The 22,380-nt window shown below is 36.3% G+C and carries 13 protein-coding genes; 9 read left to right on the forward strand and 4 right to left on the reverse strand.

Annotated features, from left to right (window positions below):
* Positions 1-135 precede the first annotated feature (135 nt).
* Positions 136-3,090, reverse strand: coding sequence for a DUF5060 domain-containing protein (locus HW347_RS18045; RefSeq protein WP_214613144.1), 2,955 nt, complete (start codon positions 3,088-3,090; stop codon positions 136-138).
* A 453-nt stretch (positions 3,091-3,543) separates the two neighbouring features.
* Between HW347_RS18045 and HW347_RS18050 the strand changes: the two genes are divergently transcribed.
* From HW347_RS18050 to HW347_RS18060, 3 genes are read left to right on the forward strand one after another with little or no spacing between them, the layout of a single operon-like run.
* On the forward strand, positions 3,544-4,524 hold the full coding sequence (locus HW347_RS18050) for an FAD:protein FMN transferase (RefSeq protein WP_225901973.1): 981 nt from the start codon (positions 3,544-3,546) through the stop codon (positions 4,522-4,524).
* Complete coding sequence (locus tag HW347_RS18055; RefSeq protein WP_155596817.1) at positions 4,521-4,733, forward strand: DUF4266 domain-containing protein; 213 nt, start codon at positions 4,521-4,523, stop codon at positions 4,731-4,733. The genes HW347_RS18050 and HW347_RS18055 overlap by 4 nt, the downstream gene beginning before the upstream one ends.
* A gap of 26 nt (positions 4,734-4,759) precedes the next feature.
* A complete protein-coding gene (locus HW347_RS18060) occupies positions 4,760-6,061 on the forward strand; it encodes a DUF3570 domain-containing protein (protein WP_214613146.1) in 1,302 nt (433 codons plus the stop codon).
* 62 nt (positions 6,062-6,123) lie between these two features.
* Here the strand turns inward: HW347_RS18060 and HW347_RS18065 are convergent, their stop codons facing one another.
* Genes HW347_RS18065 through HW347_RS18075 form a run of 3 tightly spaced genes read right to left on the reverse strand, consistent with a single transcriptional unit; the run spans position 6,124 to position 12,142 of the window.
* Entirely contained in the window at positions 6,124-6,822 is a 699-nt protein-coding gene (locus HW347_RS18065) for a 4'-phosphopantetheinyl transferase family protein (protein WP_214613147.1), read from the reverse strand.
* Between the two features lie 10 nt (positions 6,823-6,832).
* Positions 6,833-10,861 carry a non-ribosomal peptide synthetase gene (locus HW347_RS18070; RefSeq protein ID WP_214613148.1) on the reverse strand — a complete coding sequence of 1,343 codons (4,029 nt, stop codon included), beginning with the start codon at positions 10,859-10,861 and terminating at the stop codon, positions 6,833-6,835.
* Positions 10,862-10,882: 21 nt separating this feature from the next.
* On the reverse strand, positions 10,883-12,142 hold the full coding sequence (locus HW347_RS18075; protein WP_214613149.1) for a HupE/UreJ family protein: 1,260 nt from the start codon (positions 12,140-12,142) through the stop codon (positions 10,883-10,885).
* A 390-nt stretch (positions 12,143-12,532) separates the two neighbouring features.
* On the opposite strand from HW347_RS18075, the gene HW347_RS18080 reads away from it, so the two are divergent.
* The 6 genes from HW347_RS18080 (at position 12,533) to HW347_RS18105 (ending at position 22,305) form a co-directional block, all read left to right on the forward strand.
* Complete coding sequence (locus HW347_RS18080; protein WP_214613150.1) at positions 12,533-14,110, forward strand: amino acid adenylation domain-containing protein; 1,578 nt, start codon at positions 12,533-12,535, stop codon at positions 14,108-14,110.
* Entirely contained in the window at positions 14,107-14,337 is a 231-nt protein-coding gene (locus tag HW347_RS18085) for an acyl carrier protein (protein ID WP_214613151.1), read from the forward strand. Before HW347_RS18080 ends, HW347_RS18085 begins: the two co-directional genes overlap by 4 nt.
* Positions 14,338-14,363: 26 nt before the next feature.
* Positions 14,364-18,506 (forward strand): non-ribosomal peptide synthetase, encoded by a 4,143-nt coding sequence (locus tag HW347_RS18090; protein WP_214613152.1) that lies wholly within the window; start codon positions 14,364-14,366, stop codon positions 18,504-18,506.
* A 35-nt stretch (positions 18,507-18,541) separates the two neighbouring features.
* Positions 18,542-19,027 carry a hypothetical protein gene (locus HW347_RS18095; RefSeq protein ID WP_214613153.1) on the forward strand — a complete coding sequence of 162 codons (486 nt, stop codon included), beginning with the start codon at positions 18,542-18,544 and terminating at the stop codon, positions 19,025-19,027.
* 105 nt (positions 19,028-19,132) lie between these two features.
* Entirely contained in the window at positions 19,133-21,364 is a 2,232-nt protein-coding gene (locus HW347_RS18100) for a TonB-dependent receptor (RefSeq protein WP_214613279.1), read from the forward strand.
* Between the two features lie 230 nt (positions 21,365-21,594).
* Positions 21,595-22,305 (forward strand): tyrosine-protein phosphatase, encoded by a 711-nt coding sequence (locus HW347_RS18105; RefSeq protein WP_317195327.1) that lies wholly within the window; start codon positions 21,595-21,597, stop codon positions 22,303-22,305.
* Positions 22,306-22,380: the final 75 nt, after the last annotated feature.

Raw genomic sequence — 22,380 nt, forward strand, 5'->3', positions numbered from 1 at the left:
ATAAGCTAAAGTTTAGGTCTATCCTAGAAATAGCTCCCTACTCGTTGGGCTCTATACAAGAACGTGATAGTATAAGTATTCCTATCACGTTCGTTGTAAAGAGGAATGCAGTCCTCTGCATTCTTCGTTTAATGGTTATTTTGCTCTTCTAATTAAAATAGCCCAGTCTTGTTGCTTTTTATCTGGAGATTTCCCTAAATCCACAACTGCCCCACCAGATACTTTTTTGACTTTAGATTTTCTTAGGTCTCCTCCTTTTTTGGGATTGAACCATAATACTTCAAAATCTCCAGTAGCATTAGATAAATCTAATTTAGATGTTGGAACTGAATTAAGATATACTACATATACTTCGTTTTCTTTTGCCAAACAGTACACGGTATTTTTATTCTCCTTATTACCAACAAGGTCATTTCTGTTTTCAGTTTCCCAAAACGGAATATCGTTGTTTTTTAAGAAGTCCATTGCATGTACGGCTTGGTCCCAAAACAGGTCTCTTGAACGGTAATCTTCGCAAGAAAGGTCTGAATGAGGATGTGCATATCCAAAATACCATTCATTACCCCATCCGCCTGCCATGAAAGTACCCCATAAGGCATTTCTACGCGCACTATCGTGATCAGGATTTTCTTCATCGGTAATTAACGAATGCTGAGCATCACCCGGCTCATCTACTGCAACGGCCCATTGAAAACCAGCTTCTTTAGATGCATTTAACCAACGCAATACTTGTCCATGCACGCGACTAAAATCTTCTTTGTTTGTCTGAACAGATGGTCCTGTAAGTCCACTTTCAGGTCCTAATAAATCCTCAAACTCAACACCATTATGGATAACCAAATGATGGTGATACGGGTCGTTCTTTTTAAAGTATGTTGTCATTGCCAAACGCTGCTCCTCTTCTTGTGGAGGTGTTGTTGGGTTAGTTACCCATTCCCCATTTTCTTCGCAAAGATTCCAGTTCAAGGCTAAATGGTGACCAAAACGCGCCATTAGTTCACGGTAGTATAATTTGGTATATGCACCTACCCCACCATTATCTAAAAGCCCTTGATTTTCTACTTCAAACATTTTAAAGTGAAGGAAAAGACCGAGTTCCTGAGCATGTTCGAATATAATTTCCCACTGGTCCATTTTTGAAACATCTATTCTATCATAAGTATCATAGTCCGTATACGGAAATACGTTCTGATCATCACCTGCGATATTATTGGTCAAGAATGAAACTGAGTTCAGCCCTTTTGAAGCTAAATAATTTAAAGCACCAATAATGGCTTTACCCTTACCGTTTTTCCAAGTAGGGTCATTTTTCTTGTAATCTTGTAAATGTGCAGACCAGGTTTTAACCATTTCATCTTTATGCCCATCGTCCTTAAAAGTACCGTCTAAATCTACGTACGAAAGAAAATTTTCTGGCGCATCAGGACCTTGCTTTAAGAAATACTCGCCTGTTTCGGCAAATTTCAAATAACGTTCGCCTACATACTGTAGCCGACCTTTAGCTCTAAAATCGTTTCCGGTCTTATCTGTTTTTTCAATATTGAAAGTACCACGGGCACCATCCATATAAGAACCGCTTAAACCCGTATCAGGTTTTGTGCTTACTGCCGAATAATTTCCCTTTCTAAAATCAACATCATAAGTCCACTCTCCTATTTCATCTGGAGCAAAATGCACACGCCACTTATTTCCTTGCTCTGAAGATGACTGTCCGGCATCACCATCTGCTGCATAATAACCAGGCACTACAAATGATTTACCACTTTGTTTATGCGAAAATGTCACATTAAAGCGATAGTTCATAAACGGATTGTAATCTGCTTCTTCAGAAGTATTTGGACCATCAAAAGTTAGCGTTACTTTATGCCATTTTTTTAGTTCACCCGTAATTTGCATATTAGTCAGATCCGCCATTTTTTGCTGTAGCTCTTCTAATAATTTTTTACCCGTTCCTGCTTCAACAACTACCAAACCACTCCATCGGGCGCGGCTAAACTCTTTACCGTCCCTGCTCTTTGGAACTGCCTTTACACCTATTTCATCATTTGCATTCAGCTTAATATTAGTGTATACTTTTACATACTCTAAGCCTTCTTCAAACATGTTACTGCTTAATGGAGTTCTAAAATCCTTAAAGGTTTCAGCATTCTTTTTTAACGTGTATATAGAACGACCGTCGTTTTCACCAACAGTAAATAACACCACGTCATATTCACCTTCTGCCCCATCAAAAGAAAGGGAAGCTTCTGCCTCCTCATGCTCCTCTGGGTTTATAGCCAACCATTTTTTATCATTATAAAAAGCATTCTTCGTGTTCTTAAATGTTTGTGCTGGGTAAATTTTAGCGCTTGGTCTTACTTCTTTAACCATAGCTAATAAATCTTGGTTACCATCGGTAGCAGATTCATTTGTATGCTCAGGATGATAATTAGTATCCCTAGTAAATATAAATTGGTCCATTTCAAAACCATCCTCACGCATACTAAATTGAATATCATGCTCACCAGCTTTATCAATATCTATGTAAATAAACCCTGGAATACCACAATGTCTTTCTTCGGTACGTTGGCTATTTCCCCACGTCCAAGAATCCTTACCGTCGCACCATTGCATACGCTGCCCACTTTCAGGCCAAGTACCATCCACACCTACATGAACACCATTGTCTTCTGTGCCTGTACTGTATGCACGAACCCAAACATAATATCTTCCGGCCTCAGAGAAATTAACTTTATAATGTAAAATCCCTATTTTTCCTGCTTCATTGGAAAAATTTTCTCCAGCAATCAATTTATCGTCATGATTCGTACGTGTATCTGGTAAAATCTCAATATATCTTTCACCATTAGCTGCCTTAAAATGTAAATTTTGGTCAGTGCTCTTCAACTTTGCCCCATATGCCGCGTCTATAACATACCACTTGCGTTTATCCGAATTAGTTTGCTTATAAAAATCTTCGGCTTCCACAACAACTTGACCGTTAGCCACATTCTTTACCTTAGGCTGATTTGCCTGTGCTTGAAAAAAACTTAACGACAGAGCGAGTAAGAAGTGATTTTTAAAAATAGACTTCCATTTTTGATGTTTCATAGGTGTTCTTTTTCCTGTTTATTGATGTTGTATTACTAATAACCTTCTTAAGGTAAATCTTGCTTTTTTTTGGTGATAAACTGTATCTTTATATCATATAACTGAAGCTAAACAAATTAGACAATTTCCTTTCTTAAAATAAGAGCGACTACTTAATTTTTAAAAAGAAATACATATTGCGCAAAATTTGCGCTTAATTCGTAAAAATTCATTTATTAGTGGCAATAATACACTAAAACATACAATAATAAGGAATAAATCATCAATACAACACTTTTATATTGCGCAAATTTGTGCAAAAATATATTGTTTCTGCAACTAATCGTGATTTTGGCAGTGAGATGAATTAGCTTATTTCGTAAGCTATTTCATAAGTCTCGTACTAAGGATGCAATGTTTCTTTACAATTTGCTCTTTTTAATTTTTAAAGCTATTATTTATAAACTACAGATTTTGAAAAAGCATCTATCTATAGTACTTATTTTCTTTGCGATAACCGCAGGTGCACAAAGCACCTTCTCCAGGACTTTAAAACTAATGGGGAGCCGGTTTGATGTTACCGTAGTAGCAAAAGACTCCACTGAAGGAAATGAAAATATAGATTTAGCTATTGCCGAAATTTCTAGAATAGAAAATTTAATTTCTTCCTGGAATCCAGCATCACAAACCTCTGCAATTAATATAAATGCCGGTCAAAACCCGGTTAAGGTTTCTCCTGAGCTTTACAGCTTAATAGAGAGAGCCATAGGTCTCTCCAAACTTACAGATGGTGCTTTTGATATTAGTTACGCCTCAATGGACAAGATATGGGTATTTGACGGTAGCATGACCCAAATGCCAAGCGACACCGCCATACAATCTTCTGTTGCCAAGGTTGGTTTTCAAAATATAATCTTAAACCCAAAAAACAGTTCCGTTTTTCTAAAGAAAAAAGGAATGAAAATAGGTTTTGGAGGTATAGGAAAAGGATATGCCGCAGATAAGGCCAAAGTCCTTTTAATGGAAAAAGGAGTGACAGCAGCGATTATAAACGCTTCTGGAGACATGAATACCTGGGGCAAGCAACCTAATGGAGAACCATGGAAAGTTGCCATTACCAACCCCATGGACAAAAACAAGGTTTTTGCTTTGTTACCTATTCTGCAAGGAGCTGTCGTAACTTCTGGTGATTACGAAAAATTCGTGAACTTAAATGGCAAACGATACGCTCACATTATAGACCCAAGAACAGGATTGCCATCAACAGGAATTGTTAGTGTTACTGTTTTTGCCCCAAAAGCAGAATTGGCAGATGCTTTAACCACTTCCGTTTTTGTTATGGGCAAAGAGGTTGGTTTAAATAGAGTTAACCAAATGCCACATATTGAATGTATCATTATTGATGACAAAGGAAACATATTCACATCCAAGAATATAGAAATAGAAAAACTATGATTAAAAAGTTTTTAGTGTTAATAGGATTGACCTGCGCCATGAATAGCTGCGTTGTGGTCAAAGAGTATGACAAGGTAAACCTCAGTGACCCTGATATGGCTTTGTCCGACAAGAAGTGTGACCGTAATGTTACCATCGCTCATTCTTATCGAGAGGCAGCAGTTGGTGCCAATGGAGGAAAAACAGGAGGCGGCTGCGGCTGCAATTAAGTTAAGTGATAATACATAGAGGAATTATGATTTCAATAAAAAATACACTTCTCATTATCTTAATACTAGGCGTGCAGCAAGCTTGGTCACAGGATGAAGAGCAGACCTACAAAAAACGTGTTCTTGAAACTACAGAAGTAGATTTCTTAACAAGTTATTACTCACAGGATGGTGATAATGCAGCTGTTACAGGCGGAAAAGGTACGGAAGAATTGACGGATGTTACGGGAACTATTATCGTTTCTATTCCGCTGAACGATGATGATGTACTTACAATAGATGCAGGCGTTTCTGCTTATACCTCTGCGTCTTCAAGTAATGTAGACCCTTTTGACAAAGGCGAAGCGGACCCATTTGTTGCAAGCTCCGGTGCATCACAATCGGATACGTGGGTGAATTTAACGGGAACCTACAGTCATAGTTCCGATGATAGGAATGACCTATGGTCAGCGAAGTTCTCCGTGTCTTCAGAATATGATTATTTTTCTCTCGGTTTTGGAGGTAGCTACACAAAACTCTTCAATGAAAAAAATACAGAAATCAGCGTTAACGGTAATGTTTATTTAGACAATTGGACCACTATATATCCTTTTGAACTTCGACCATTTGGAGAAGGTGGAGTCGGTTTCTTTAGGCCTGATGAAATTACTGGAAACACAAACTACAACCCTAGCTTTTCTGAACTAGATAAAACAAACCGAAACTCTTATTCCCTAGGGCTAGGACTCTCTCAAATATTACATAAAAATGTTCAAGGTTTAATTTCTTTTGATGTTATAAACCAACAGGGACTGCTTTCAACACCGTTTCAACGCGTTTACTTCTCTGATGTTGCCGATTCTTTTATAGATAATTTTCAGTTAGCAGATGACATAGAACAACTACCTGACGGAAGATTGAAATTTGCTGTTGGAGGCCGCTTAAACTGGTATCTTAATGAAATTGTGTCGCTTAGAACGTATTACCGTTATTATTTTGATGATTGGGGCATTAATTCCCACACAGCAAGCCTTGAGGCCTCTGTAAAACTGAGCGACAAGTTTACCTTGTATCCATCTTACCGATTTTACAACCAATCTGCTGCCGATTATTTCGCTCCTTATGAATCGCATTTATCAACGGAAGAATTTTATACCTCAGATTATGATTTATCTGAATATTCAGCCAATCAGTATGGACTGGGGGTTTCTTATACCGATATTTTTACGAAGATGCATATCTCTAAATTTGGATTGAAGAGTATAGATTTAAAGTTCTATCAGTATGATCGTGACACTAGTTTTAGCTCGTCAATCATAACGGCAGGCGTGAAATTTGTTATGGATTAAAACAACCCTAAACAATAATTAATTTACTGTTTTTAAGTAGTTACAAAACCAAGAGATAAGTATCAATCTAAATCTGCCAAACCAAAGTGAGATACTTTCTGTATGGTTGACGATATTGATAAAGCTGAGCAATATCCCTCTTGAGGAACAAAGGAGAATAATTTCCAGTCATTCTTTTCATTGGGATTCCATTGCGTTCTTAAAAGTTCAGGGCTATTATCATTGATAGAAACTGAAAAAGAGGTCAAATCAAAGGATAGCCCAACTCCTTTTGCCTTTATGAAAGCCTCTTTTCGCGTCCAACAATTAAAAAAGGCTTTTGCTCTTTTCTCTTCAGGAAAAGCTAATAAAGAAGAAACCTCATCTTTGGAGAAAAAGCCTTCGGCTATTTTAGCTATATCAAAATTGGTTTTTATACGCTCAACGTCTACTCCCACTTCACCTTTAGCTACAAAGGACAAAACAATAAGTTCACCGGAATGAGAAACATTAAACCGGACTAAAGTCTGCAAGTCGTAGCTTGGTTTTCCGAATTGATTATACGTAAAGAACACCTGGTCAGCATGGATATTTAGATAGCGCTCAGATAAAATTCTGAGCAAGCCTCTTGCTAAAACATAAGTTTTTCTGTCCTTTTCAAACTTAAACCTGTTTACTCTTTCGAGTTCATCTTGGGATAGTAGTTGTAAATACCGGTCAAGTTCATCAAAATCGTTTGAATTGAAATACCATATGTGCGCTTCACTCCCAGGTAGTTTCATAGTTTCAAATTTAGCCCGTTTTTCTAGTAGATTCGAACTCTTTCATACACGCATCTATACTACTTGCTGTCTTTTTAACTATTGTAGTATCTTCAAAAAGTTTATCATGACTCCCTTCAACGGAAACAATTACAACTTCTTTATTTGTCATTTTCCTCCATGAAGCTATGACTTTAGTATTAAAATCGGTAGCTGATTTTTCGGTCAATAAAATCTGAATATCATTTGCTATCGGTTTCCAATCATATTCTCGGTAGAGCTTAATATGATTGTTATGTAGGGTGCGAATAAGTTTTTCGCTACCGCTACTGGTTAGCGTTTTGTATTTTTCTTTGAGTGGTAATATGAATTTTGACCTTACAAATCGGTGAACCGTTTTTATAGGGTCAGCCTTTAACCGGTTTAACAGCGCAGATGTTCTAACATTAGTTTGAGACGGCGCAAAAAGACTAAGATAATCTGCCATAGTATCTGCAATGATAAGATTAGCTCTATCGTTAGTTTTACCCAATAATCTCGTAACCTCCATACCTATTGCCGTATTATAACAATACGCAATAAAATGATACGGACCTTGAGGCTGCACTTTCTTAATCTCCGTTATAAAATCTATTGCCATTTCATGAACGCTTTTATGCAAAACAAGCTCATCTTCATGATCGGAAGCTTGAAGGGCATAAACTGGACGGTCAGGATTTAAATGGTTGGCAAACTGATTGTAATAAAAGAAATGTGTACCACCAGAATGCAAACAAAACAAAGGTGGTTTTGTACCGCTTGAACGAATAGGCACAAGGTGCTTAAATTCCGTCTTATCGAAAGCTTTAGTATTATGTTTATTTTGAGCTTCTAGGTAACGAGTGAGCTCTGAAATAGTCTGATGCTCAAATAATTGATTAGGAGATACTACTAAGTTTTCCGCTTTCGCTTTCGAAATCACTTGTATACTCAAAATGGAATCTCCGCCAATATCGAAAAAATTCTCATGAATACCTATAGACGGCAAATCAAGAACTTCTTTCCAAATAGCTGCCATTTTCTTTTCTAGTTCCGATGAAGGAAGCTCAATCTTAGTATTTTCTTTTTCTTCTGCAGATGGTTTTAATTGAGCTAAACGTACCTTATCTACTTTACCATTGGGAAGAACTGGGAACTTGTCTACCTGAACAATCCTGGTTGGCACCATATATCCGGGCAATTTGGCTTTCAGAGTGCTTTTAAGAGCATCTGTCTCAACTTCTTCATCTGCTGTAACATAAGCAACTAAACGCTTGTTGTCTTCCACCATAGCCACTGCAGCACTTACCGAGTCATATTCGGATATGGTTTTTTCTACCTCATCTAACTCAATTCTGAAACCACGTACCTTAACTTGATGATCAACTCTACCTAGAAATTCAATTGTACCATCATTTCTACACCTACCTAGGTCGCCCGTTTTATAAATTTTCTCATTTGAACCCTCTTTTAAAGGATTGTTTAAAAACACTTTTTCAGTAAGGTCCGTTCTATTAATATACCCATTTGACACACTTGGCCCACCAATATATATTTCCCCCACAGCTCCATAAGGAACTAATTTTTTTGATTCATTTAAAAGGTATACTTCTGCATTGGCAACTGCCTTACCTATTGACACCATATCAGAATCCTCGGTTCTTTCAACCTTATGAGCTATACACCAAACCGTGGCCTCCGTAGGACCGTATTCGTTATACAGGCCTGTATCTGGCAAGCTTTTAAAATGAAGATTACCAAGGGCTCGCGTACATGCTTCACCTGCTACAATAACTGTTTTAAAACTTTCCAATTTAGTTAAATTACCATGCTCAAGAATTACTTTATACAAAGTTGGAAGCATAAGAGTGTGACTAACCTTATGGCGCTGCACCAAGTCTTCTATTCTAGTAATATCTTGTTCTATTCTATTTTCAGTAAGTATAAGATTCCCTCCAGTGCACAGCGTCCAATAGATACTTGCCTTGGAACTATCAAACGAAATAGAGGACATTAATAAGAACGCGCTAGGATTTTCAGGATAGAAGTCCAATCTTCCTACAGTTGAATTGATTATATTCTTATGAGTTATGGGTACTCCCTTAGGTTTTCCTGTACTTCCGGAAGTGTATATGATGTATGCCAAATCATCTTCTCGGACTTCCGGTAAGATGACGTCCATTGTTTTATTCGTTTCGATTTTATCAACTAAAATGACATTCTTGCTTGTAGAATCAAATACACTTGCTAAACTACTATGGGATACCACAATATTACAATCCGCATCTTCTAAAATGAAATTTAGCCTTTCCATTGGATATTTAGGATCCATAGGTAGATATGCGCATCCGGCCTTAAGAATAGCTAACATGGAAACTATCATTTCTGTAGACCTATCCATACAAAGCATAACCACCTCGTTTCGCTTCTTTGTTCTTTGAAGAATGGCATGTGCAATTGCATCTGCCTGCTCATCAAGCTCTTGATAAGTTATAGACACATCATTAAAAGTCAATGCTTTATTTTGAGGAAACTGATGTGTTACATCAGCTATGATGTGGTGAATTGCTTTATATGATTTGAAATGATTTTTAGTTTCTTTTGACACCGGAAGCAAAACCTTCTCTTCCTCCAAAGACATCATTGGCAGATTACCAATGTCCTCATTTGGATCAACAATTATTCCTTGCAATAAAATTTTATAATGCGATAGAAAACGAGAAATAGTTGCCGCTTCAAATAAATCTGTATCATATTCAAAGGCCAAAGAGAGTAGTCCATTGAATTCTGATATGGACAAGGTTAAATCGAACTTAGAAACTTCCGTATCAAATTCAGCTTCATCTATCAGTCTTAAATCAGAACCAAAAGAAGGAGTCTCGGTTGCCGAATGGTACAGGAACATCACCTGAAAAAATGGACTAACCGCTAGGGAACGTTCTACTTTTAATTCCTTCACTAAAACATCAAAAGGTACTTCCTTATTTGAAAAAGCAGAAAGTGTATTCTTTTTGACGACTTCAATTAAATCCGAAAAACTATTAGTGCTAAGCACCGTACTTCTCAGTACGACCGTATTAATAAAAAACCCAAGAACTTTTTCCAGTGATTTCACGCTCCTATTAGCAATAGGGGTCCCTACAAGAATATCTGACTGGCCTGTGTATCTATATAGTAAAACATAATACACGGTAAGCAAAAAAACAAATGGCGTAGTCCCCAACTGTTTTGATTTGTTCAAAATATCCGATGACAGTTTTTTATCTAATGGTAAAACTTTTTGTTTACCTTTAAAAGAGGGTCTTGCTGGTCTTACACTGTCCGTTTGAAGATTTAATATAGGGAGATTACCAGATAGGGTATTCTTCCAATAATCCAGTTGTTTATTATCAATAGGTGTAGTACGTTCCCAATGGGCATAATCCGAAAATTGAATGGTTTCAGGTTTAGTCTCCAAAGAACTGCTAGCTATTAACTTCAAATAAGAATCCGCCAACTGTTGTTTCAATACATCAATAGACCATTCATCAATTACAATATGATGCAATGTGAAAAACAATACAAATCTATGAGCTGAGTATTTTAATAATGAAACCCGAACCAGACCTGGCTCAGATAAATCAAACACTCTGGAAGACTGCTTACGCATTATAGTGTCAGCCTCTTCTTTCGCATCAATCTCAGTTAAATGACTAAGATCAAACTCAACAAGGTTTGGAATAGTATCATCAATTTTTGAAACTGGACTACCAGTAATAGCAGGATAATAAGACCTTAAAACCTCGTTAGTTAAGAATAAATGGTTGAGACTTTTCTTTAGCATCTCAACATTCAAATTCCCTTCAAAAGTCAGCGCTTCAGAATAGTTGTAGAAAGGATTGTCCGTATATAGCTGTTGCAAAAACCATATACGCTGCTGGCCGCTTGATAATGGAATTTGAACATCTACAGGAGCCTTGGATATCTGCAATAAAGCAGACTCCTTTGCCTCCCGATTTTTCCATCGGTTTAATAACGAACTTTTATCTGTGCTCTTTTCCAAATGCTAGATTCTGAGAGTTATTTACTTCAAACCAACAAAATTCGCCATAGGGTATAATATATTTCTATTGATTATTTCATCTAATGGCAAATCAACATCAAAGGCTCGTTCTACAAGCCAATATGCAGATACAATTATGAGAACAACTGAGAGCCACACCATTAATTTTGAATAAAATTTGTTATTTCTTATGAAATACAAGACTGGAAAAATCACTGCTATAATTGCAATTTGACCTATTTCTACTCCAACATTAAAACCTACCAGTGATAACGATAAGTACTCACCTTTGAATCCCAAATCTCCCAATACACTAGCAAAACCAAAACCATGGAAAAGACCAAAAACAAAAGCTATAACCCAATCCTCCCCTCTAAATATTGGTCTAATATTATGGTAAGCGGCAAGGCCTACTGAAAAGGCGATTATAGATTCTACCACTCTAGATGGTAGTGTAATAATTTCCAACGATGCCAGACTTAATGTAATAGTATGTGCAATTGTAAAAAAGGTGACTATCTTAAGAATATATATAAATGCTGGTCTAAAATTCTTTACCGGCACCCAGCCCCAAATTCCAGACTCGCCATTGTTAATAGGTTCTCCCGTAACACCATCTTTCTTACGTCTTCGGACTACTGAGGGCAGGATTAAAGCTAATAGGAATAAAATATGGTCAATTCCTATCCAGATATGCCAAATTCCTTGTTTTACCATAGCTAAGAAGCCCTTCCATAGTGAGGTCTCCTTTATAGAAAAAGAACCTTCCCGCTCTCCTTCAGAGAGATATAATGCAACAATATGCTCATTATTTATTAAGCCCGCCTTCCAATTATACTCCATGGCTACAAGGCACATGTGCGAGGGATCTTCGTCAAAAAAAGCGTCATAATCCAGTGTAAGGCTATCCGGCAGGTTCTCGGAGTTTTCTAGTCTAAAATGAAAATTGACAAAATCTCCGTACGACAGATTAAGTTTTGACATTTCACCTGTAAAAACAATACGGTAAGCTCCTAGTTCAGAAGAAAATTTTGCGTTTTCTAGTAAATATGCTTGAATCTTATCTTGGTAGGGCCTTACCCTTTCTATACCTGGATGCAACCCCAAATCCAAACCAAAAACACTATTAAGCTCATTGGCGTTAACCTCAAAACGACCCTCTATTCCGGTCTTTTCATAGATTCTTAAGTAAATTAAACTTTGTTTTGGTTGATGTCCAAATGTAACCATTGGTGCCAAAAGAAAGAGGCCGAAGATAATAGACAGTAATAATTTTTTCATAGCGCTGTCAATATAGATAATTATTTTATAGTTGCCTTTATTTTTTCGTTTTCAAGCACTCTATATCAGATAGAACAAGATTTACAAATACTAATATCTAAGAATTTTTATTTCCAAACCCTAGCACAATCGTGTAGAACGCCCCTACATAAACGCAAGCCTCTTCTTAGGAATTTGGCAATAAAGTAGCTTTAAAATTAATTATTAATAATAAATAGATATAAATATTTTCAATTTTTCGATGACTGACCTATAAAACTGTTATTCGATTACTTTTTTCCTTGATAAATTCACAAGCATAAATTATATTAGCCATGCTATGAATAAGAAGATTTCGGTATTGATCGAAATTCTTGTGGTTCTTGGTATGCTATCAACTAAACCATCAATTTGAAATCAATTTACACTTTACCTCAGCTTATAGAAAATGTAGCAAGAGCATCACCTAACCGTGAAGCTTTTCGTTATTTAGAGGAAACCATATCTTATAGTGAACTCCATAAGAAAACAGACCAGCTAGCTTCGTATCTAATTTCAATAGGTATCAAAAAAGGCGACCGAGTAAGTATTTTCATGAACCGGTGTCTGGAAACTTCTATTGCTGTCTATGGTACCCTTAAAGCTGGAGCAGTATATGTACCACTTGATACAGCTGCCCCCCTACACAAAACTGCTGCTATTATAAATGATTGCCAAATTAGCTGTTTGATTACCACAACCACTAAAAGAAGAAAGGTTGATACACTTTTAAATGAAAAGAGTACTTTAAATAGGGTAATTGGAGACACCCTTAAAAATTCAATTCCATCCGTGGCTTGGGACGATATTTTTTCTATTGAGTTAGATGATTATATACCTCCTACTATTTTAGAACAAGATTTAGCCTTTATATTGTATACATCAGGGTCTACAGGTGTGCCAAAAGGTATCATGCATACACACTATAGTGGTTTAAGTTTGGCCAAAATTGCTGCAGATACCTACGATTTTAACTCTGATGACATATTCGGAAATCCAGCCCCGTTACATTTTGACCCCTCTACTTTTGGTTACTTTGTTGCGCCTTTAGTAGGTGCTACCACCGTAATCATCCCTGATGCTCACTTAAAAATGCCGGCCAGTCTGAGCGCGCTTATTTCTAAGGAGAGAATTACAGTCTGGTATTCAGTTCCTCTAATGTTAATACAGCTATTACATAGTGAGACTTTAGACAAACATGATTTCAGTTCTTTAAGATGGGTGCTTTTTGCAGGTGAAGTTTTTATAACCAAACATCTACGGGCTTTAATGAAAAAATGGCCGAATGCAAGATTCAGTAACTTATATGGACCGGCCGAACTCATTTTATGTACATATTACAATGTGCCTGAACCACCCAAAACAGATGAACCCATACCTATTGGAAAGGTTTGGAACAATACAGAGTACAAAATTCTAGACCAGAATAATAATGATGTGTCAAAAGGAGAAATAGGTCAATTAGCCATACGCTCAGCAACATTGATGCAGGGCTACTGGAATAACAAATCGCTCACGGAACAATCTTTACATAAAGTAACGATAGCAAGTGGTTATGACCATACTTATTATAAAACAGGAGATTTAGTAAAACTGAACAATCTCGGAGAACTATTGTTTCTGGGAAGAAATGACAGGCAGATTAAGCTTAGAGGATATCGTGTAGAGCTAGACGAAATAGAACTGACCCTTCTGAAGCATAAAGATGTAGAAGAAGTGGCCGTATTGGTATTAGGAAAAGATGAAGAAGTGCAAGAATTAGTTGCCGTCATTAAACCTTCGAAAGATGCGTCTATAAATCTCACCTACCTCATGGAATTCTGCAAAGTAGAACTTCCTTCCTATGCCATTCCTAAAACTATTGAGTTTATGGATGATTTTCCCAGAACTAGCTCAGGTAAAATAAGCCGCAAAGAAATAAGCAAACTATTGGAAGAACACCAATTATGAAAAATAAAATCATAAGCTATATTAAAAGTAAACTAGCTACTGAAGTAGTTGAGGAAATAGATATAAACGAAGACCTTTTAGGTAGCGGTTTAGTTGATTCATTAGGAATGGTGCAATTAGTACTTTTTATTGAGAATGAAGCGAACATAAAGGTAGCTCCGGAGGATATGACCATAGAAAACTTCATGACCGTAAATCATATTTTGAAGTATATAGCACGTAAATAGAGTTTTGATTTGAAGAAAGTACAATTATGATGAACGAACAAAAAGATACATTTTTAGCACTTACAAAAAGTCAATCTGCTCTGTGGGCGGGTCAAAAAATGCATCCCAATGTTCCCCTTCATAATGTGGTATATACTTTTGAGATTACGGGCGATATAGACAAGATGACATTTGAGAAAGCATTTGAAAGGCTAATTGAAACCTCAGATATCCTCCGAATTATTTTTTCCGAAGAAAGAGGGATTCCAAATCAGACTGTTCGCAGTGAAGTAGATTTTTCATTAGAATTTATAGACCTCACTCATCATCAAAACAATACAACTATTGACAAATGGCTCCATGAACGCACGTTGAAACTCATGGATATTTCTGAACGAGTATTTGATACCGCCTTATTAAAAACAGGAAGCAACAACTATGTATGGTTTTTAAAACTACATCATTTGGTTACAGATGCAGTATCTAATTCCATTCTCTACCGGCGGATGAGTTCTTTCTATACAAGCGAAATAACTAATACCATGGCGGCCGTAGAAAATTTCCCATCGTTTTCAGACTATATCAAATTTGAACATGAACAAAGTACTACGAGTGTAAATAACGACAGTAATAAGTATTGGGAAGAAAGGACAAAAAACTTGCTAGAAAAACCTAAACTGTACGGAGAAAAGATTGACAATAGTACTGCGGCAAGACGAATTACTTTAGACCTCGGTACACAGCGTTCACAACAACTCCGCGAATTGGCCAACCGCAAGGAATTTAAAGGATGGACGGAGGATTTAACCCTTTTCAACATATTTCTTACGTTATATTCCTCCTATATCTACAGGGTAAGTGGTCAAGAAAAGATAGCTATTGGTGCACCAGCACATAATAGGTCTACCAGAGAATTTCAAAAAACTGCGGGACTTTTTATTGAAGTACTGCCATTGGTTATTGATATTGAAAATGAAGACACTTTCATAAGTCTTTTTAATCGTATTAAAATAGAGACCAATAATTATTTAAGAAACGCGCGTCCAGGAAGTGCTACAGTTCAAACAAATAGTAGTTCTAATACTATTTTAAATTTTATACATGCGGATTTCCCTGATTTTAACGGTTTTCCCACAAAAACAGAATGGATTCATTCTGACCATATAGATAGTAGTCATGCCCTACGCACTCATGTTTATGACATGAACAATAGTGGTGATTTTAAAATAGCTTTCGATATAAATTGCAATACTTTTTCCGATGCTACGGCAGAAGAAATTCCTGTTCATTTTCTAAATTTGTTAGATGCTTTTTTAAGAAATTCTGAACAATCAATACGAAAGCCTGGATTGCTAGACACAGCTCCTGTTGACGAATTGCTAATTGAAGAACTATCTACTCCGTTCAAATCAGTAATTCAAAGTTTTGAGGAAAATATAAATAATTCTCCCAATTCCGTAGCGTTACAATTTGTAAATGAAATTCTTACATACAACATACTAAACAAAAAAGCGAACCAACTAGCCCACTATCTAAAAACTAAGGGCATTAATGAAAAAAGTAGAATAGCGCTTCATTTCAACAGAGGTTCCGATTATGTAATTAGTGTACTTGCTGTTCTTAAAACTGGTGCAGCCTTTACCCCTATTGCTTCCGACCAACCTGTAGAACGCGTAAAGTATATTACCTCAAATTCAAAGAGTGTACTTTTACTTAGTCAAAGCGACCTTATTTCAAAAATAGATATTCCGGATATTGGTATTTTGGATGTTCAAAAGGAGAGTTCAATTATAAACGAACAGCCTTTTACTAATTTAGAAATACAGCCCTCGCCTGAAAGTTTGTCCTATATACTTTATACATCGGGAAGTACAGGAAAACCAAAAGGTGTTCTCATTTCTCAACAAGCGCTTTCTAATTATATTTTTTGGGCAAAAGAAGCATATCACACTAATGAAAAATCCATTTTTCCTTTATTCACATCAATAGGTTTTGACCTAACTATTACATCTACATTTTTGCCATTGGTTAGCGGTGGAAGGATAAATGTTTATAAAGAATCCGTAACCGGTCCTGATGTTAGCTTATTGAAAGTTTTAGATGACAATCTTGTTAACTATATTAAGTTGACTCCTTCTCATTTAGCTCTATTTAAAGAAAAAGAATTGAGTACGTCATACATTCACACCATGATTGTAGGTGGCGAAGAACTTAAATCTAATCTAGCAAAATCTATAAAAAAAGCATTCCCTAACGAACTTAAGATATATAATGAATATGGACCCACGGAAGCTACCGTGGGGTGTATTGTAGCAGAGTACAATGAAAGTAACCATACGAAAGCTACTGTACCCATTGGACTGCCAATTTCTAATATGTCCGCTTATGTATTGGACGAATATAAAAACAGAGTGCCAAAAGGTGTTGTGGGTGAACTCCATCTAAGTGGTTTAGGACTTTCTGATGGCTATGCAAATGACCTTTCCTTAACTGCTGAAAAATTTATTGAAAATCCATTTATTTCTGATAAGAAAATGTACCATACGGGAGATTTGGCCAGAATTAATAAAAATGGAAGTTTTGAATATATGGGTAGGTCTGATGAGCAAGTAAAACTCAGAGGGCATCGTATTGAACTATCGGATATAGAAAGTAACCTAACCGAATTTTCTGAAATAGAAAATTGCGCCGTTGTTTTAGTGGAAAGCAAAAAAACAACTCCAGAAGATGAAGTGGTTAACTGTACCAAATGCGGCCTACCTTCTAACTACCCAAATACCGATTTTGATGAAAAGGGAGTGTGCCACCTTTGCACTGCTTTTGAAACATATAAAGATAAAACCGAACGCTATTTTAAGAATGACGAGCAATTGGTTTCTTTATTGACCTCAAAAAGAGAGTCCAATCCTAATTATGATTGTATTTCACTTTTAAGTGGTGGTAAAGATAGCACCTATGTTTTGGCAAGACTCATTAATATGGGCCTTAAAGTCTTGGCTTTCACGATGGATAACGGTTATATATCCGAACAAGCCAAAGCAAACGTAGACCGTATAGTAAAGAAACTTGGTGTAGACCATGTATATGGCCATACACCGCATATGAACGAGATATTTGTTGATAGCCTAAACCAACATCACAATGTATGTAACGGTTGTTTTAAAACCATTTATACGCTTAGCACTAAAATAGCACTTGAAAATAATATTCCGTTTATAGTTACCGGTCTTAGTCGCGGACAGTTTTTTGAAACCAGACTTACCGAAGAACTTTTTTGGGATGAAGACCTAGACACTGCCAAAATAGACAATACCATTTTAGAAGCTAGAAAATTGTATCACCAAGAGTCCGATGCCGTAAAAAGGCTTTTGGATGTATCCATATTTGATGACGAAAGCGTTTTTGAAAAAGTAGAGTTCGTAGATTTTTATAGATTTAGTGATGTTAGCTTGGAAGAAATGCTGGTTTATTTAAAAGATAAAGCCAGTTGGATACGCCCAACGGACACAGGAAGGTCTACCAACTGTTTAATTAATCAGGTTGGTATTTATGTGCATAAAAAAGATTTAGGGTATAGCAACTATTCTTTCCCTTATAGTTGGGATGTGAGACTAGGCCATAAAACAAGAGATGAAAGTCTAGAGGAAATCAATGAAGTTATAGACGAAAAAGAAGTGTTGCGAATAATGGATGAAATTGGGTATGAATCATCACAACCACAATGGGAAAACAACTCAAAATTGGTTGCCTATTACACTGGAAAACAAGATATATCCATAAAAGAGATTCAAAATTTCTTAGCAAAGCAATTGCCATCCTATATGCTTCCTACGATTTATAAACACGTAGATGAAATGCCACTTACCAAAAATGGAAAGGTAGACAAGAAAGGTCTGAAAAACCTTTCTGCAGTTCAATTGGCTATGAATACCACATACTCTGCTCCAAGAAATGAAATTGACGAACTCTTAGAGAAAATTTGGGTAGAGGTCCTGCAATTGAATAAAGTTGGGATTCATGATGATTTTATTACTCTGGGAGGTCATTCACTGGCGGCCATCCGGGTTACAGCTCGTATTAACGAAGAAATAGAATATAATTTCCCATTAAATAAGATATTTGAAATGCCTACTATTGCAGAATATTCAAATTATATAGAAGAAACATTGAAATCTCTTTTAGAAGAGTAAAACCTTTTGTACCCTGTTTACGTAAGTAGATTTGTATGCAACGCAAAAAAGAACATACCGGTGCTTCTACCAGACCAGAGCTTATAAAATATATAGCTTTGGTGATTGCTCTATGCTATGTCCTGAACCCCTTGCATCATCAAATAAGTACTGTGTTTCATAAGGTTTCACATGCTTTAGAGATGCCTGACTCCGTTATTGGTCATGACTCTTTTTCAGATAATGAAAATATGCATCATGCCCATGAACATGTTGCCGAAGCAAGTAACCACGAACACAAATTAATTAAAATCATTGATTCCATTTTTGATGCTTCTAATACTAATGAATCATCAAAAGATAAGCTGCTTGCTGATTTTAAGTTTGATAAACATATTACCACAGATTATTATCTCTACAACCACATTCTTTATGTGAGCTTTTTACAAAACTTTAAATCCGTAGAAAATAGCCTTAAATTAGGCCATTCTACCATCTTAGAAGAGCCGCCACGGCAAGCAGTCCTTCCCACTTCCATTTAGGATTTAACCCCTACACTTTTAATTAACGACTCAGTATCAAGACTTTGCATTTATCCATTTATGGGGTAAGGTGCCTATGCGCTTAATACTATCAATCTTTATATGATGAAAAAATATATTACAATTATAGTACTACTAACTTTTTACATCGGCGTCAATGCCCATGATTTAAGCGGTACTGTAACCAACGAAGACCAAATTGCCCTAGAAGGTGTTGGTGTTTATAATAAAACAACCGGCGGATATACTTACACGAATGTCTCAGGTTATTTTGAACTTGATGATATCTCTCTTGGGGATGTTATTTATTTTTATAGCTTAGGTTATAAAAACCATCAATTAACCATTTCTGAAAGCCTTTTAGATGGCAAAATCAATGTTGCCCTAAAAGAATCTGCAGTATCACTAGATCAAGTAGTGCTAGTATCTAAGGTTAATGCCTTAAGTAATTTTGTTAATGTTGATGTTAAGGCCAACCCGGTAAAATCTTCTCAAGAAATATTAAGAAAAGTACCAGGACTAATAATCGGTCAACATGCTGGTGGAGGAAAAGCAGAGCAGATTTTCTTAAGAGGATTTGATATTGATCACGGAACAGATTTAGCAATTAACGTAGATGGCCTTCCTGTAAATATGGTTTCCCATGCTCACGGACAAGGTTATTCAGATATGCACTTTATCATTCCCGAAACCATTGATAACATTGACTTTGGAAAAGGGCCATATTACGCTAACAAGGGTAATTTTAATACCGCAGGATATATCGATTTAAAAACCAAACGGAAACTTGACGAAAATTTGATTTCAGCGGAAATCGGTCAGTTCAATACCTTGCGTACCGTAGGTTTGTTCAAAGTAGCTGAAAGCGACTTTAACAATGCTTATATCGCTTCTGAACTAGTTCTAACGGACGGTCCTTTTGATTCTTCACAAAATTTCAACCGGATTAATATGATGGGGCGCTACACGTTCAATAATCGTGAAGACCAAGATTTGAGTGTTACAATTTCTCATTTTCAGAGTAAGTGGGATGCTTCTGGTCAAGTTCCACAACGTACAATTGATGCTGGGTTGATTGGCAGATTTGGAGCAATTGATGATACTGAAGGTGGAAATACCAGCCGAAGTAACATCCTATTAAATCATAGTAAACAGTTAGATGAACATTCTAGAGTAAAATCTAAAGCATATTTGACCAAGTATGACTTTGAGCTTTTTTCCAATTTTACATTTTTCTTGGAAGATCCTATAAATGGTGACCAAATTAGACAATATGAAGACCGTACCGTAATAGGTGCCGAGACTAGCTATGAGCATTCCGTTCATATTGGTGACCATGATTCTCAGTTAAAATATGAATCAGGTATAGGACTTAGATATGATGATGTAAATGATGTACAATTATCTCGAACAAAAAACCGTCAAACTTTATTGGAGCGCCTTGCCTATGGCGACGTTGACGAACTGAATGCCTATGGCTTCTTTGATGTTACTTATAAGAGAAATAAATGGACGTTGAATACAGGCCTGCGATTAGACTATTTTAAGTTCGACTATGTAAACAAACTAACCGAAACTTACGATAGCAAAAGTGAGAACAAGCTTTTTCTTGGACCAAAACTGAATATTATCTACGCCCCTACTCCCAACTTACAGCTTTTTGCTAAATCTGGTATTGGCTATCACTCAAACGATACTAGAGTTGTAACAGCAAACAACGGCAAGGAGATACTACCCTTAGCCTATGGAGGTGATTTAGGAGCTATTTTCAAACCTGTAGATAAATTGGTTATCAACGCCGCCTTATGGACACTGTTTTTAGACCAAGAATTTGTTTATGTTGGAGACGCGGGTATAGTAGAGCCAAGCGGTAAAACCAAGAGACTAGGTGTTGATTTTGGCTTGCGTTATCAATTAACTGATTGGCTTTATGCTAATGGAGACGTTAATTACACTTATGCAAGAAGTACTGAAGAACCTGACGGAGCGGACTTTATTCCGCTTGCACCAGACTTAACATCTTCAGCTGGACTCTCATTTATAGATATCAAGAATTTTTCTGGAGGAATTAACTACAAGTACGTCAAAAACAGACCCGCGAACGAAGATAATTCTATAATTGCCGAAGGTTATTTTGTAACAGACTTGAACCTGAATTATTCAATTAAGAATTGGACCTTGGGTGTTATTGTCGAAAACCTTTTTGATACAGAATGGAACGAAACCCAATTTGCTACAGAAAGTAGATTATTTAATGAAGCCGAACCGGTTGAAGAAATTCACTTTACACCAGGTATTCCGTTTTACCTAAGAGGGAAGATATCGGTAAACTTTTAGTTCCTCCTTAGACTTTGTACAAACGGAGATATGATACATTTGTCATATCTCCGTTTTCTTGTTTACGGCCTAAATGAAAGTTAGTTAGAATGATTTTGTTTATAGTAGTTCTGACTTATCTTTGTATTGTACAAAACAAAACATCATAAATATCGGTATTATCCGTTATACTTCTTGAGTTATTAACGAAACCACTTTAAATGTTTCACTTTTTCAATAAGAAAAAATTTTTGGTCGATTATCTCGATGGCTTTATCGACATACATAATCATATATTACCAGGCATAGATGATGGGGCTAAGACTGTAGATGAATCTATTGCTCTTATAAGGTCTTTTTCTGAATTTGGGGTCAAGCATTTTATTGCCACTCCACATATCATGTCTAACTACTATCCTAATACCAGAGAAACTATTGGAGCTTCGCTAACAGAGTTGAAAAATGCACTGTTGCAAAATGGCTTAAAGGATGTTTCAGTAGAAGCTTCCGCTGAACATATGATTGATGATAATTTTGAGTCTTTATTAGAAAATGAGGGCATCATGCCACTGAAGAAAGATTATTTATTGGTAGAAATGTCATATTTACAACCACCAATAAACTTTGAGGAAGCAATTATAAAAACAGCTTCGAAACGCTTTTTTCCTATACTGGCACATCCTGAGAGATATGGGTTTTTACACCATAGAAAGAAAAGATATCAGGAATACAAAGATAATGGTATCCAATTTCAAATGAATCTTTTATCCCTTAGTGAGTACTACGGAAAAGAAGTGCCAAAAGTAGCGGTAGAACTTTTAGAGAAAGGTTTAATAGATTTTGTTGCATCTGATGTACATAATATGTCTCAGCTCAATGCGCTAAAAAAACTAACCCTTTCTAAAAAAATGATAGAGCAACTTCTCCCATTAATCAACAATACCATTCAGACCTTTTATTAAAAAGAACAAATAGTACTCGTAATTTATCCCAACTAAACATATAAAAAAAAATGCCGCTGAATCAGCGGCATTTTT

Source organism: Zobellia barbeyronii, from assembly GCF_018603515.1.
GTDB classification, from domain to species: domain Bacteria; phylum Bacteroidota; class Bacteroidia; order Flavobacteriales; family Flavobacteriaceae; genus Zobellia; species Zobellia barbeyronii.